The organism is Chromatocurvus halotolerans (assembly GCF_004340525.1).
In the GTDB taxonomy this organism is placed as follows: Bacteria; Pseudomonadota; Gammaproteobacteria; order Pseudomonadales; family Halieaceae; genus Chromatocurvus; species Chromatocurvus halotolerans.
Genome location: NZ_SLWX01000005.1, coordinates 142,193 through 156,102 on the forward strand (window position 1 = coordinate 142,193; position 13,910 = coordinate 156,102).

The 13,910-nt window shown below is 65.8% G+C and carries 11 protein-coding genes and 1 riboswitch; of the genes, 3 read left to right on the forward strand and 8 right to left on the reverse strand.

The genetic code is table 11. The annotated features are described in order from the left end of the window. Nucleotides 1-16: 16 nt before the first annotated feature. From gspE to EV688_RS07735, 7 genes are all read right to left on the reverse strand, one after another. A complete protein-coding gene (gene gspE / locus EV688_RS07710; protein WP_117315510.1) occupies nt 17-1,573 on the reverse strand; it encodes a type II secretion system ATPase GspE in 1,557 nt (518 codons plus the stop codon). Further along, the gene (gene gspD / locus EV688_RS07715) at nt 1,570-3,624 is read right to left on the reverse strand and encodes a type II secretion system secretin GspD (RefSeq protein WP_117315508.1); all 2,055 of its coding nucleotides are present in this window, start codon (nt 3,622-3,624) and stop codon (nt 1,570-1,572) included. Before gspD ends, gspE begins: the two co-directional genes overlap by 4 nt. Continuing rightward, nucleotides 3,621-4,661, reverse strand: coding sequence for a type II secretion system protein GspC (gene gspC / locus EV688_RS07720; protein ID WP_240624238.1), 1,041 nt, complete (start codon nt 4,659-4,661; stop codon nt 3,621-3,623). Before gspC ends, gspD begins: the two co-directional genes overlap by 4 nt. A gap of 161 nt (nt 4,662-4,822) precedes the next feature. After that, nucleotides 4,823-6,022: a sulfate adenylyltransferase gene (sat, locus tag EV688_RS07725; protein WP_117315506.1), complete on the reverse strand. Its 1,200-nt coding sequence runs from the start codon at nt 6,020-6,022 to the stop codon at nt 4,823-4,825. Nucleotides 6,023-6,071: 49 nt separating this feature from the next. Next, the gene (gene cysC / locus EV688_RS07730) at nt 6,072-6,692 is read right to left on the reverse strand and encodes an adenylyl-sulfate kinase (protein ID WP_117315504.1); all 621 of its coding nucleotides are present in this window, start codon (nt 6,690-6,692) and stop codon (nt 6,072-6,074) included. Nucleotides 6,693-6,777: 85 nt separating this feature from the next. After that, on the reverse strand, nt 6,778-6,954 hold the full coding sequence (locus EV688_RS17400) for a hypothetical protein (protein ID WP_162883811.1): 177 nt from the start codon (nt 6,952-6,954) through the stop codon (nt 6,778-6,780). 127 nt (nt 6,955-7,081) lie between these two features. Further along, nucleotides 7,082-8,179: a GGDEF domain-containing protein gene (locus EV688_RS07735; protein WP_117315502.1), complete on the reverse strand. Its 1,098-nt coding sequence runs from the start codon at nt 8,177-8,179 to the stop codon at nt 7,082-7,084. A gap of 220 nt (nt 8,180-8,399) precedes the next feature. After that, a riboswitch (TPP riboswitch) is annotated at nt 8,400-8,500 on the forward strand. A 44-nt stretch (nt 8,501-8,544) separates the two neighbouring features. Here EV688_RS07735 and EV688_RS07740 point away from each other — a divergent pair. Genes EV688_RS07740 through EV688_RS07750 form a run of 3 tightly spaced genes read left to right on the forward strand, consistent with a single transcriptional unit; the run spans nt 8,545 to nt 12,507 of the window. Next, nucleotides 8,545-10,668, forward strand: coding sequence for a TonB-dependent receptor (locus EV688_RS07740; RefSeq protein WP_117315500.1), 2,124 nt, complete (start codon nt 8,545-8,547; stop codon nt 10,666-10,668). After that, nucleotides 10,668-11,603: a phosphotransferase gene (locus EV688_RS07745; RefSeq protein WP_117315499.1), complete on the forward strand. Its 936-nt coding sequence runs from the start codon at nt 10,668-10,670 to the stop codon at nt 11,601-11,603. Before EV688_RS07740 ends, EV688_RS07745 begins: the two co-directional genes overlap by 1 nt. After that, the gene (locus EV688_RS07750; RefSeq protein WP_162883810.1) at nt 11,593-12,507 is read left to right on the forward strand and encodes a ketopantoate reductase family protein; all 915 of its coding nucleotides are present in this window, start codon (nt 11,593-11,595) and stop codon (nt 12,505-12,507) included. The genes EV688_RS07745 and EV688_RS07750 overlap by 11 nt, the downstream gene beginning before the upstream one ends. A 23-nt stretch (nt 12,508-12,530) precedes the next feature. Here the strand turns inward: EV688_RS07750 and EV688_RS07755 are convergent, their stop codons facing one another. After that, nucleotides 12,531-13,910 (reverse strand): serine/threonine-protein kinase, encoded by a 1,380-nt coding sequence (locus EV688_RS07755; protein ID WP_162883809.1) that lies wholly within the window; start codon nt 13,908-13,910, stop codon nt 12,531-12,533.

The window sequence follows — 13,910 nt, forward strand, 5'->3', positions numbered from 1 at the left end:
TCGACGACCCGCCGGTCTACACCAGTGACGTGACACGCAGGACCTCTTCCAGGCTGGTCTGACCGCTGAGAACCCGGGCGCGACCATCGTCCTGGATACCGGCGTGCTGCGCGCGGGCTTCCCGCAGCATGTCCTGCTCACTGGCGCCTTCGTGAATCATGGCGCGCAGGCGGTCGCGGATCTCGATAAGCTCATAGATGCCGGCGCGGCCCCGATAGCCCGTATTGTTGCAGGCGTCGCAGCCCTCCGGGTGATATAGTGTGACGTCGCCGCTGCCGTCACCGTGTCTGCCGTGGCTGTCATCGCCGAGACCCAGCAGCTCGCGCTCACCCGCCGTGGCCGGCGCCGCGCGGCGACACTGCGGGCAGAGCACCCGCACCAGCCGCTGCGCCATGACCCCGATCAGACTGGACGACAGCAGAAAGGGCTCGATACCCATGTCCTGCAGACGCGTGACAGCGCCGATGGCGGTATTGGTGTGCAGGGTGGAGAGCACCAGATGCCCGGTCAGGGAGGCCTGCACCGCAATTTCCGCCGTTTCCAGGTCGCGTATCTCGCCCACCATGACCACGTCCGGGTCCTGGCGCAGAATAGCGCGCAGTCCGCGGGCAAAGGTCATGTCGACCTTGGTATTGACCTGGGTCTGGCCGATGCCCGGCAGCATGTATTCCACCGGGTCTTCGATGGTCAGGATATTGCTGGCGCTGTCGTTGATCTCGGACAGGCCAGCATACAGGGTAGTGGTCTTGCCGGAGCCGGTCGGCCCGGTAACCAGAATGATCCCGTGGGGACTGCGCAGCGCCCGGCGGAAGCCGGCGAGCACCGCCTCGGGCATGCCCAGCTGGGCGAGCTCCAGCTGCCCCGCCTGCTTGTCCAGCAGGCGCAGAACCACGCGCTCACCGTAGGCAGAGGGAATGGTCGACATGCGGATATCCACCGCGTGACCGGCAATGCGAATGGAGATTCGCCCATCCTGGGGCACGCGCTTCTCGGCGATATCCAGCCTGGCCATCACCTTGAGCCGCGACACCAGCAGCGGCCCCAGCATGCGCTTGGGCGACAGCACCTCGGTGAGCACCCCGTCCACGCGATAACGCACGCTGAGCCGGTGCTCGAAAGTCTCGATGTGGACATCGGAAGCCTGATCACGCACGGCCTGGGACAGAATGGCATTGATCAGGCGGATGATCGGTGCATCGTCCTCGGCATCCATGAGATCGCCGCCGTCGGGAATCTCGTCCGCCAGCCGGCTCAGATCCACGTCGGCGCTGATGTCCTCGGCCATCTGCACCGCTTCGCTATTGTCCCGCTGATAGGCCTTGCTCAGGCGCCGCTGGAACGCCTCCGGGGCGAGGGACTCGAGGCGGTAACTCCGGTCCAGGACCCGCCGCAGTTCCATCAGCACATCGGCAGACAGGGGCTCGCGATGGTAGACGACCGGACTGCCGCCCGGCACCGCCTCGACCAGAACTCCGTGCTGCTTGGCGTAGGTAAAAGGCAGCCGGCCAACAGCGACGTCTGCCGCGGGCGCTGCCGGCTCGGAAAATGCCTGCAGGGCGTGGCCTGTGCTCATTGTGGCCCCCGCGTCTCTCCGGCGGCATCCTCGCGCAATTCCTCAAGCTCGCGTATCTGCGCTTCCCACTCCGGCAACACCGGTATCTTGCTGTCATCCAGCCGCAGCAGGCCGCGCTCGCGACGCTGCATCTGCTGATCGCGGATGTAGCGGTACTTCTCGCCGGTGGCATCGTTCATGCGTGCGTCGTCGCGGATAATCGTCGGGCGGATGAAAATCAGCAGGTTGGTCTTGATCACCTGGGCCGACTCATTGCGGAACAGACGTCCCAGCAGGGGGATGTCACCCAGCAAGGGCACTTTCTGCATACGGTCCTGCACATCATCCTTGATCAGGCCGCCGAGCACGACGATGCGGCCATCCCGCGCCAGTACCTTGGTCTGTATCTTGCGCTCGTTGGTGATCAGGTCGGTGGCCTCCAGACCCGTCAGGCTGGACACCTCCTGCTCGATATCCAGCACCACGGCATCGCCGTCGTTGACATGCGGCTTGACCGTCAGGGTGATGCCGACATTCTCGCGCTGGATGGTCTGGAAGGGGTTCTGGGCGCCGTCGCCGCCGGCTCCGGTATTGGTGAACGATCCGGTCACGAAGGGCACGTTCTGGCCAACCGTAATGTAGGCCTCCTGATTGTCCAGCGTCAGCAGACTCGGCGTCGACAGGATATTGGCGTTGGTCTGGCTTTCCAGGGCATTCAGGATCACCGTCATGCTCAGCTCGTCGTCGACACTGCCCCAGCCCAGGGACAGCCCCGAGGACTGCGCCAGTGCGGCGGCAAGGTTGCCGACGTTGAAGTCGCCGGTCTGCAGCCCGCCGTCATCGCCGCCGCCGGGAGGCACAATGGCACCGGCAATGCGACGCGCGCGCGGGTCGTTGGTATCGATATTGCTGCCGAAAACGCCATCGTCATTGGCGAACAGCCATTGCAGACCGAGATCGGCGCCGTCGTTGATCTCCATCTCGACGATAATGGCCTCCACCAGCACCTGGGCACGACGGATATCCAGCCGGCGGATCACCGCCTCCATGGCGGCCATCTGGTCCGGCTCGGCGGTGATGATCAGGCTGTTGGTGTCCTCGTCAGCCTCGATACTGCTGCCGCTGCGCCGGCCCGCTGCGGCGCCCCCCTCCCCCGGCGAACTTCGCGAACCCTGGGACAGGTTCTGCATGACGCGGGACAGCACCTCTGCTACCGCCGGGGCATTGGCGTATTCCAGGTAGACGACCCGCACGTTGCCCGTCTGCTCGAGCGGTGTATCGAGGTAGGCAATGAGCACGTTGATGCGCGCCCGCTGCAGTTCGTCGCCCGTGACAAGCACGCTGTTGGTGCGCGTGTCGGGCACCAGCAGCACTTCCGGCTCCGGCCCCTCTGAGCCCTGTTCGGGCCGGTTCAGCTTCTCCAGCATCGAGACCACATCCCCCGCCACCGCGTGTTTCAGCGGCACGACATCCGTCTCCTGGGTGGCCGACGTGTCCATGCGCTGGATGATTTCGGTAATGCGCCGGATATTCGCCGCCGTGTCGGACATAATGATGGCGTTGCTCGGCGCGTAGGCCGCCATGTGCGCCTGCTGCGGCACCAGCGGGCGCAGCACGGGAATCAGCTTGGATGCCGAGATGTTCTCGAGCCGGATCACCTGTGTGACATATTCGTCGGACACCCGCGATGCGTTCTCCCGGTCAACGGGCAGGGACGCCGAGCGGGCATCCTTGCTCTGTATCACTCGCACCACGTTGCCGGAGCGCACGGCGGTAAAGCCGTGGACATCGAGAATCGACAGAAACAGGTCATACAGTTCGGCGCGGGCAATGGGTTTGTTGGAGACGACTCTTACCTTGCCCTTGACGCCAGGGTCGACAACGATGGTGGTGTCGGTCACCTCGGCCACGAACTGGATCAGCTCCTGGATATCCGTGTCTTTCAGATTGACCGTGAAATCCTGCGCCGTTACCGTCCCCGCGCAGAGTGACATCGCCAGTGCCGCCAGGCAGAGGCGAAGTTTTCCTGACCACCGCGGCCGCCGCGCAATGTCACAGTCTGTCAGTTTCATTCACCCTTCCCGTTGTCGGGCAGTTGCACACTCAGCACAAGCTCGCTCCCGTTTCGCTGTAGTTCAAACACCGCTGAGCGCTCGTCGCGCATGGCCTGATAGAGCCGCAGGGTATTGGCCGGATCGCTGAGCGACAGCCCGTTGACGGACGTTACAACATCCCCCGCCTCGAATCCCAGTGCCGTGAAATCGTCGCTGGCGCGCCCCGGCGACAGTCGATACCCGACCAGGTCACCGCCGCTGCGCACCGGGGCAACCTGCACCACCTCGGCCAGCGACTGTGGATCGCTGTACAGGCGGTCGCGGTACTGCGCCGCCAGTGCCGGCCTCTCAACCTGCTGTGTCCGGGGTGACGCCGGTGGCGCAGCCGTGTCGGCGGCTCCCCGGCCCCGGCTGCGATTGTCCGCCTGCCGGGACAATGCACTCTCCTCGAACAACAGCAGCAGTTCGTAGCTGCCCGCATTATCAATCACCGCCCGGGACGGCAGCACCTTTGCCAGCCGCACCCGACCTGGCACCGGGAGGTCGTCACCGACGGCATAAACCGCCTGCTCGCCGCGGTGTTCAATCATGGCGTAGCCCAGCCCGTCGTCGCTGGAGGACACCACGCCGCGCAGCAGCAGCGGCAGACGGGATTCGCGCGCCTCGTCTTCAATGCCTGCACGATCGCCAAGCGCCGCCACGCGCCGCGCCTCCAGCTGCGCCAGCGCCTCCTCGCTGGCGCTGTCGGGGTCACCGAACAGGTGCCAGCCGGCAACGCGATCGATATCGACCGAGGCTGCGGGCGCGGCGCTGACAGACTGACGCAGGGGATTGATGATCGTGCCCAGGGGCGGCACCGACATTTGCGGCGACGGCATCCATGACCAGGCAATGCTGACCAGCGACAGTGTGCACCAGAGCGCGGCAAGCAATACTACAAGACGCTGCAGACGGTGCAGCGCCGGCGCTTGCGAGAGCCTTGCCATGGCGGACTCAAGCAGGCGCGATAGCGCCTCGCCCGACGCGCCCAGCCTGTCACGCCACCCCTGCACCATGCTGTCCTCCGCGCGTCACGTCACCACCGGGAGTCGCCTGCGGCGGTCTGCACCGGGGCGCCCATTTAATGGCAAAATTGTGACACTATTGTGAACCTGCAGCCATCTGCCCGGCCACGTGTTCCTCACCGGGCAGCGCGACAGCGCTGCGGTGATGGCCCTCAGGCTCCGCTGCGCTGCTGGGTGCGCTGATAGTAGGCCATGAGTATCTCGGCCACTTCGGGCCGCGAGAACTCCGGTGGCGGCGCGATGCCCTCACTCAGCATTTCGCGCACCCGGGTACCCGACAGGAGTACGAAATCCTCCTTGTCGTGATCGGGGGCGTCGCGCATCATCACCACGCGGTCGAGCTTGTTGCTGTAGGCCGTGTGGTCAGCGCGGTAGATGTCCAGCTTCAGAGCGCCCTTGGGAACCTCATCGTCGAAGATCTGCTGGGCGTCGAAGCCGCCGTAGTAATCGCCGACACCGGCGTGGTCCCGACCCACAATCAGGTGGGTGCAGCCACAGTTCTGGCGGAATACCGCATGCAGCACGGCTTCGCGCGGGCCGGCGTAGAGCATGTCAAAGCCATAGCCGGTAATCATGACTGTATTGGGCGGGAAATAGACGTCGACCATCTTGCGGATCGCGGCGTCGCGGACATCCGCCGGAATGTCGCCGGGCTTCAGTTTGCCCAGCAGCATGTGAATCAGGATGCCATCGGCGTCCAGATCCTCCATCGCCATGCGACACAGCTCCTCGTGGGCCCGATGCATGGGGTTGCGCGTCTGGAAGGCCACCACCCGCTGCCAGCCGCGTGACGCGATTTCCTCGCGTATCTGTCCTGCCGTGCGGAAGGTGTCGGGAAACTCCGTGACGAAGTAGGAGAAGTTGAGTACCCGGATCGGTCCCGACAGCAGGCGCCGCCCCAGCGAGGTAAAGGTTTTCAGGCCGGGATGCTCCGGGTCGCGGGTGCGGAAAATATTTTCGGCCATGTCCCAGACCTGGGCATCGCTGACCTCGTCCACACCCTCGACGTCCATCACCGCCAGCACCGGGTGTCCCGCAACGTTGGGGTCGCGCAGCGCGATGCGGTCACCGGCGCTGATGCCGGCATCGTCAGTGAAATTGACAATGGGCACCGGCCAGAACAGGCCATCGCTGGTGTGCAGCGTCTCGGCGACCGATTGCGCATCCGCCAGGGACATGTAGCCGGTCAGCGGATTGAAGTAACCGGCGCCGAGCATCACGGCATTGGCCGCGGCGGCGGAGTTCAGCAGCAGGGACGGCAGCGTGTCAGCTTCCCGTGCCAGCGCGTCGCGCTCGCCGGCGTCGTCGACATAGAGGGCATTGAGTTGTTCGGATCCGTGGGGGCTGATCATGGATATCTCCTTTCGATTCGGGGTCCGGCGCAGGCCTGGTGTTGGGCCGCTACGCTGCGGGAATGATGTGTCGCTGGCGCAGCAGCGCCAGAATCTCCGCCACTTCCTCGTCGAGACTCTGGCGTTCGGAGTGCAGATGGACTTCGGGTGCCTGCGGCGCCTCGTAGGGATCATCAATGCCGGTAAAGTTCTTGATCTCGCCCGCCCGGGCCTTTTTGTACAGTCCCTTGGGATCGCGCGCCTCGGCGTCAGCAAGCGGGCAGTCGACGTAGACCTCGATGAAATCCATGCCCGCTTCCTCGTGCAGCGCGCGCACCTGGTCGCGATCTGCCGCGTAGGGGCTGATGAAGCTGCTGAGGGCAATCACGCCGCTGTCGACAAACAGCTTGGCAACCTCGCCAACGCGACGGATGTTTTCCGTGCGATCCTCGGCGCTGAAGCCGAGATTCCTGTTGATGCCGAGACGCACATTGTCCCCATCGAGGCGGTAGGACAGCACACCGAGCTTGTGCAGAACACCCTCCAGCTCTACCGCGACGGTGCTCTTGCCGCTACCGGAAAGGCCGGTGAACCAGATGGTGGCGCCGCGATGCCCGAGCAGACCGGCACGTTCGCCGCGCCCGATATCGCCCTCGTGCCAGTGCACATTGGTTGCCTTCTGCTCCACCATGGTCTTTCCTCTCCTCGTCACAAATTGGCGGCGACAGGCACCGCTTACCGGGTTACGCCCTGACAGGGGCCAGTCTCTGGCGCGGCTAGCGCCAGTAGAAATCGACAATCGACAGCACCAGGGCCGCACCGACCAGCGGTATCAGCCAGCGCCGCAGGCGCGCCATCTGCTCGGGGCTGCCGGGTTTGGCAAAGCGCTCACCCAGAACCACCATGAGGGCGACGGCAGCGAAGATCAGCAGCAACAGCATCAGCAGATTCATAGGCGATTCTTCCTCGGCTTTCCCAACGGGCAATCGAGCGGAGAAACTGGCCCGGGAAGGTGCGAAATGGCGCGTTATACTAGCACGCAGGGGCCCGGGAATCACAGCCTCGGGCCGCCACCGGCGGTCAGATCATGAGGGCGCCCAGCCGGGAAATGCTGACACCGTTACCGCCGCGCCTCACGGTCTTGGTCAGCGCAGAGGATGCTTCGGACTCCAGCATCGCCACCAGCCGCTCGCGGCTGTCAGAAGGCAGGGTTGCGGGATCCCAGCTGACGACCCCGATGCTGAATGTGCTGTACAGTACGCCACCGCGACCGTCATCGATGGCGAAATCCCGGATGTCGCTGCACAGACGCTCGCCGATATCGTGGCCATGCGGCTCGCTGCAGGCCGGCAGAAGCACACCGAATTGATCGTCCTCCACCCGCGACAGATGGTCGGTCTCCCGCAGACAGGAGGCCACGCGCTGTGCCAGGCGCCGCATCAGGAAGCGACAGGCCGCCTCGCCGTAGTGACTGCAGAGGTCATCGAGGTTATCCACTTTGATGCGCAGCACGGACAGGGGCTGTGCCGTGCGCAGGGCGCGTGCAATCTCGCGCTCGAGCACGCGCTGGAAGGCGCGCGAATTGCCGACACCGGTCTCAGCATCCAGCAGCATCAGCCCATCCGCCTTGTCCCGGCGCAATGCGCGCTGCAGCGACAGGGATACACCGTGCATGAGGCTTTGCAGCAGCTTGAGCTCGGCACGGCCGCCACCGGGCGCCTCCTGGGCGAGGCCCAGATGGTAGCTGCCGGCCAGTCGCCCCTCATCCAGCAGGGGGATCAACACGGCCCCGTTCGCCGAGGGAGCCCAGGGAAGCACCCGGAACATGCGCTCATCCGCAAAATCGATAATCTCGATCTGCGGGGTGGAGGCATACAGCGCCTGCAGCGCCAGGGAGTCGTTGCTCAGGGTGAGACCGCGATTCTCAGCCAGGGATGCCGGCAGCGCACGACCGATGTCGCCGTCGGCATCCAGCAGGTGCAGCTCAGCCGCCGGTGCACCCAGGCTGACGGGCAGTTGCGACAGCAGGAACAGCATCAACTCGGGAAGCGCATCATCCGCCTGCAGCCTGTGATGGGCATCGAGGACGCCGGTCAGGAGATCGCTGTTCACGGCAATATCGTCGCCATGGCTCCGGCCTGCGCCGGCGGGTGACGCCGTCACCGGCTTGTCAGACATACCGCACACCCACCCTCATTGCCTGTCTCCTTTCACGCACGCGTCAGCGTGCACGTCGCCCGCCAGTAATCGCAGTATGCCCACTACCCGCGCCCGCGCCAACGCTCTGCGACTGCCGTGTGCCACAGCAAGCGTCATGGCGACAGGTAATGAGACGCTCGTCACAAAAATCGGCAATGCCACGTTATTGCGAGAGCCGCCGCGGCGCACTATACTCGCGCCGCAAACCAAGGGGAGGCCCCAGGCCTGAGACGCTCCACGAGCGGACCCTTCGAACCTGATCCGGATCATACCGGCGTAGGGATGGTGATCGCAGCTCCTGCTCTCCTCCCGCGCCATTCTCAGCTTTGACGGGAGTGAAGCGCATGACCTACCACCGAACCCACAAGACCCTGCCGCTGCTCGCCGGCAGTGCTCTGCTGTGCAGCCTCTGCGCCGCACAGTCGTCGTCCGTTCTGCCGGAGATTGTTGTCACCGCCGAACTGCGCGAGACGTCCCTGCTCGATCAGGCGGCGAGCACCAGCGTCACCGATGCCGACACCATCGCCGCCAGGGCCGCCCAGCATCTGGAGGAGATTCTGGCACTGGCCCCCAACGTCAACCTTTCCGGGGGCAGTTCCCGCGCGCGCTACTACCAGATTCGCGGTGTCGGGGAGCGCAGCCAGTTCGTTGAGCCGCTGAATCCCTCCGTCGGGCTGCTGATCAACGGTATCGACTTCAGCGGTCTCGGCGCCGCGGGCACCCTGTTCGATGCCGAACAGGTCGAGATACTGCGCGGTCCCCAGGGCACGCTGCACGGCGCCAATGCCCTGGCCGGGCTGATCAACATCCGTACGGCGGCTCCACAGGCCGAGCACGCGGCGCGCGTTCGCGCCACGCTGGGGGATTACGGCGAGCGCACCGCCGGGGCGAGTGTCACCGGACCCCTTATCGATGACACGCTGCTGTATCGCGCCTCGATCAACCAGCACCGCAGCGACGGCTACATCGAGAACGCCTTCCTGAACCGCGACGACACCAACAACCTGGATGAGCTGTCGTCACAGGTTCACCTGCGCTGGCTGCCCGGCGCACGCCACGCCGTGGATCTGAACCTGATGCACATCGATATCGACAATGGCTACGACGCCTTCTCCCTCGACAATACCCGCACCACGCTGTCGGACCAGCCGGGACACGACCGGCAGCGCAGCAACGCCCTCGGCCTGTCCTGGAATATTGAGGGTGAGACGATGCTCACCGAGCTCATGCTCACGCTGGCCGATACCGACACCGACTATGCCTTCGATGAAGACTGGAGCTTCGTCGGCATCGCACCCGGACTCGAATATTCTTCCTTCGACCGCTACCTGCGCGAGCGACGGAGCACCAGCGCCCAGCTGCGGCAGTCTTCCCTGCAGCCGCTGCGTATCGGCGAGCTGCAGGCAGACTGGGTTGCCGGGCTGTACTATCTCGACGACGATGAATCGCTGCGCCGCCGCTACACCTACCTGGCAGAGGACTTCACCAGTGACTATCGGACGCAGACCATCGCCGCCTACGCCCAGCTGGATACCGCGCTGACCGAACAGCTCACGCTGAGTACGGGACTGCGCCTCGCCCGGCGCGACATGGATTACACGGACAGCAACAGCGTGCGCGCCAACCCGGAGAATACGCTCTGGGGTGGCAAGCTCGCGCTGGAATATCGCTACGGCGACGGTGGCCTGGTGTACGCCAGCGTTTCCCGGGGGTATCGCGCCAACGGCGTGAACGCCGGCGTCCTGTCCACCGATCCGCAGGCCCTGACCGAGGCCGGCGCCTCCGCGCTTGCCGGCAACGGATTTTACGATGAGGAGCTGTTGTGGAACTATGAACTGGGGCACAAGGCACTGTTCCTCGATGGGCGCCTGTCCAGCCGTGTCGCTCTCTTCTACATGGACCGACGCGACCAGCAGGCGCGCGGTTCGCTGGCACTGCCGCGGCCCGACGGCAGCACCGCGTTTATCGACTACACCGATAACGCCGCGTCAGGACGCAATATCGGGCTGGAGTGGGAGATGGACTGGCAGGTATCGGCACAGCTGCAGGTCTATGCAAGCCTTGGCCTGCTGGACGCCGAGTTCGACGACTACGTCAATGCGGCGGGGGAAGACCTGTCCGGCCGCGAGCAGGCGCACGCGCCCAATTACCAGTTCAGCACCGGTGCCACCTATCAGTTTGCAGACCGGTGGCAGCTGCGCGCGGAGATCGAGGGCAGCGACAACTTCTATTTTTCCGATCGCCATAACGCCACGGCACGCTCGACAACGCTCGGGCACCTGCGTCTGGATTACCGCGCGCCGGCCTGGACGCTCGGTGTGTGGGTGCGCAACATCACCGACAGGGACTACTACGTGCGCGGCTTCGGCGCCTTCGGCAATGACCCGCGCAAGGGCTACGCGGTTGAACCCTATTATCAGTTTGCGGCGCCGCGGCGCGTCGGCGTGACCGGCGAATACCGCTTCTGATGACGACGGCGCCCAAGCCCGCGAGCTCGCGCAGCGCTGTCCGCCTGCAGGCTGCACTGCAGGACAGCCTGAGGCTGGTCAACAAAAGGCGCGGCGACTGGTCTCCGGCGCCGGGTGCGGGCCCGGTGACTCTGGGCGGCCCCCTGTCGCCCGGCGGCACGAGCAACCACAGTTTTCGGGTTCACGCCGGCGACGAGACCCTGGTGCTGCGGATCGACGGCGTGAACCCGGCGCGCAACGCCATTCACCGGGACACGGAATTCCGTCTGCACGCCGCAGCGGCCGCCGCCGGTCTCGCACCGGCGCCGCGCTTCCATGATGCAGATGCCGGCGTGCTGCTGGTGGATTATCTCGAACCGGATAGCCTGCCGCCGCTCAGCCAACCCGCCGACGTCGCACAGCTGCTCAGGGCCATCCATTCCCTGCAGGTTGCCGACGCCCCCCGCCTGTCGCTAACGGCACGCGTGGCGCACTACGAAGCCTTGCTGCGCCCGCGCTGCGGCGCCGCGACCGGGATCCTTATGCAAGTAATTGCACCGCCCCTCAGGCAGGCCTGCCAGGCGCTCGATGCAGACGCCGCTGCCGGCGTGATCTGTCACAACGACCTCACCCCGGCCAACCGCCTGTATCACCGTGGCCGCCTGTACGCGCTGGACTGGGAATACGCGGCCTGCGGCAGTTGCTGGTTCGATCTGGCGGTTGCCAGCGAGGGGCCGTTCGCGGCGACGGCCTTGCTCCAGGCCTATCTGCAGCGACCGGTCAGCGTTGCGGAATCGGCGCTGTTCCGCGACGCCCGGCGCGTGGCGCGCTATCTCGAGCTGCTGTGGTTTGCCTGCAATGCGGCCATTGACGAGCCACAGCTGCAGGACGGCCTGCGCGATCTCAGTGCCCGCCTTGCCGATCCGACGCCGGCGGGAACCTGTCGTGCCATCTGACGCTGCCCTGCGGGACTGGCATATTCTCGGCGCCGGTGCCATCGGCACCCTGTTCGCCCACCGACTTGCGAACGCCGGCTGCAGGGTGGTACTGCTGTCGCGGGGGGACGCTGAGGCGCGGCGAACCCTGACGCTGGACAGCGGTGGCCTCACACGGCAGCACACCTTCCCGATGTCGCCCCCGGGGGATCCCACGCCGATACCGCGACTGCTGGTGAGCACCAAGGCGGCCGCCGTCGACCCGGCCATCCACAGCATCTGTCATCGCCTGCAGGCTCACAGCACCGTGCTCGTTCTGGCCAATGGCATGGGCTTCGCCAGCGACCTTCCCCTCGGCCTCACCGCCTTTCGCGGCACCACCACTGACGGCGCCTGGCGGCATCCGGCAGGACACACAGTACAGGCCGGCAGCGGCACCACCCGCATCGGCCTGCCGGGTGTTGCCATGGCGCCTCCGGACTGGTTCCGCGACAGCTGGGGCAGGCTTCGGGATTGCCAGTGGGACAACGCTGTCGAAACCACCCTGTGGCGCAAGCTGGCCATCAACTGTGTCATCAATCCCCTCACGGCGGCCTACCGCTGCCGCAACGGCGAGCTGGCCAGCGCCACCTATCGCCCCCTGCTCACCACCCTCTGCAGCGAAGTCTCCGCTGCCTGTCGCGCCGCCGGCAGGGACAGCGTCGCATCCTCGCTGCGGGAGGATGTCCTGGCGGTGATCCACAGCACGGCGCAGAACCGCTCCTCAATGCTGCAGGACGTGCTTGGGGGGCGACCCACCGAAATCGACTTCATCAACGGCTACCTTATCGGGCATCCGGCGGTTACCGGACTGGAGCTGCCGCTGAACCGACGGTTGATCAGGGCCATCACGGCGGGGCAACAGCTTGAGGACACGTGGCCGTAATCGTTGCCCTGCGGCGCAACCCGTCACCGGGGAAGCGCAGTGACCACCAGGCTGTGAATGGCACTGCGCCAGGCCTCCAGTGACGCATCGGCATACAGCGGCACCCCGCCTCCGGCGGGAGACGCGTCTTTCTGCAGGGACAGCAGGCACAGACCCCGGCGACAGTCCAGTGCCAGGCGTAGACGGTGATCCGCCGCACAGGCCCTCTTTTGCGGCGTACGGCCGATGACGCGAGGTCCCGTGTCGCCGAGCAACCCCACCGTGCGCACCCGCGTCAGGTGTGTCTCAACGCCCTGGCGAAGCTCTGTCTGCAGCCAGTTGCGGCCGATATCGGCGCTGATGGTGGTGAGGCCATCAACGCGCAGCTGCGGTGCCTCCAGCTCCAGGCACGGTGACGGGCGCAGCCACCACGCGGCAATCCCCAGCGCCAGCGCAGATACGCCACCCAGCGCCGTCAGCAACGGTCGACGTGACGCCAGCGCCTGAATCCTGTCGGCGACGCGGCGGCCGGCGGATTCGCCGCCAAAGGCCGACAGCAGCGCCGGCGGCAGATCGTTACGGGTTTCACTGCGGTAAAACGCCCGGGTTTCCGAGCGCACCGGCGCGGAATCGCCGAGCGGTAGCGCCACCGCGACCGCGCGCAGCACCTGGCGCACAGCGTGCAGACTGTCCGGTCGGTAGCGCGGGTCCGGCGCCAGCAGAGCGCTGACCAGCGCATCCAGCTCCGCCGGAATATCGCCCTCGCCAAGGTGAGAGGACAGTGGCAGGAAGCGCCCTTCGCACATGGCCTGCTCACCGGCCTCACCCTCTGTAAAGGGTCGCACGCCGCTCACCATGTGGTAGATCAGTACGCCGAGGGCGAACATGTCCGAGGCGAAACACAGCGATTCGCCGCGGACATGCTCCGGGGTGAGCGCACCCCTGCTGAAACCGACGGCGGTCGAGCCACCGTCAACCAGAGCAACGCCAAAGTCGGCGAGCATTGCCCGACCGCTGCGGGCGATAAGCACGTTGGCCGGCTTGATGTCGCCGTGTACGGTCTGGGACAGCCGCGCGGCCGCCAGCGCCGCCGCGATATCGGAGGCAATGAACAGCGCCGCCGCCAGCGACAGGCGCGTGTTGCGCAGCACCTCGCGCAGATCACAGCCGGGGACGTATTCCATGATGACTGCGAGATCATCGCCGGCCACCAGTACATCGTACACGCGGGTGATACGGGGACTGTCCAGCCGCGCACTGCGCCGGGCCTCGCGCAGCGCCTGCCGGCGACTCTCGCGCTGGTCCGGCAGCCGATACAGCTTGATGGCCACCCGCCGCTTGAGCCGCGGGTCGTGACCGAGCAGCACGCGTCCCTGCCCGCCTTCTGCAATCTGACGCTGGATGCGGTAGCGGCCGATTTTCAA

What these genes read in the sequence shown, in the direction of transcription:
- gspE (WP_117315510.1), bottom strand. Translation starts at nt 1,573, where the DNA reads ATGAGCACAGGCCACGCCCTGCAGGCATTTTCCGAGCCGGCAGCGCCC.
- gspD (WP_117315508.1), bottom strand. Translation starts at nt 3,624, where the DNA reads ATGAAACTGACAGACTGTGACATTGCGCGGCGGCCGCGGTGGTCAGGA.
- gspC (WP_240624238.1), bottom strand. Translation starts at nt 4,661, where the DNA reads ATGGTGCAGGGGTGGCGTGACAGGCTGGGCGCGTCGGGCGAGGCGCTA.
- sat (WP_117315506.1), bottom strand. Translation starts at nt 6,022, where the DNA reads ATGATCAGCCCCCACGGATCCGAACAACTCAATGCCCTCTATGTCGAC.
- cysC (WP_117315504.1), bottom strand. Translation starts at nt 6,692, where the DNA reads ATGGTGGAGCAGAAGGCAACCAATGTGCACTGGCACGAGGGCGATATC.
- EV688_RS17400 (WP_162883811.1), bottom strand. Translation starts at nt 6,954, where the DNA reads ATGAATCTGCTGATGCTGTTGCTGCTGATCTTCGCTGCCGTCGCCCTC.
- EV688_RS07735 (WP_117315502.1), bottom strand. Translation starts at nt 8,179, where the DNA reads ATGTCTGACAAGCCGGTGACGGCGTCACCCGCCGGCGCAGGCCGGAGC.
- EV688_RS07740 (WP_117315500.1), top strand. Translation starts at nt 8,545, where the DNA reads ATGACCTACCACCGAACCCACAAGACCCTGCCGCTGCTCGCCGGCAGT.
- EV688_RS07745 (WP_117315499.1), top strand. Translation starts at nt 10,668, where the DNA reads ATGACGACGGCGCCCAAGCCCGCGAGCTCGCGCAGCGCTGTCCGCCTG.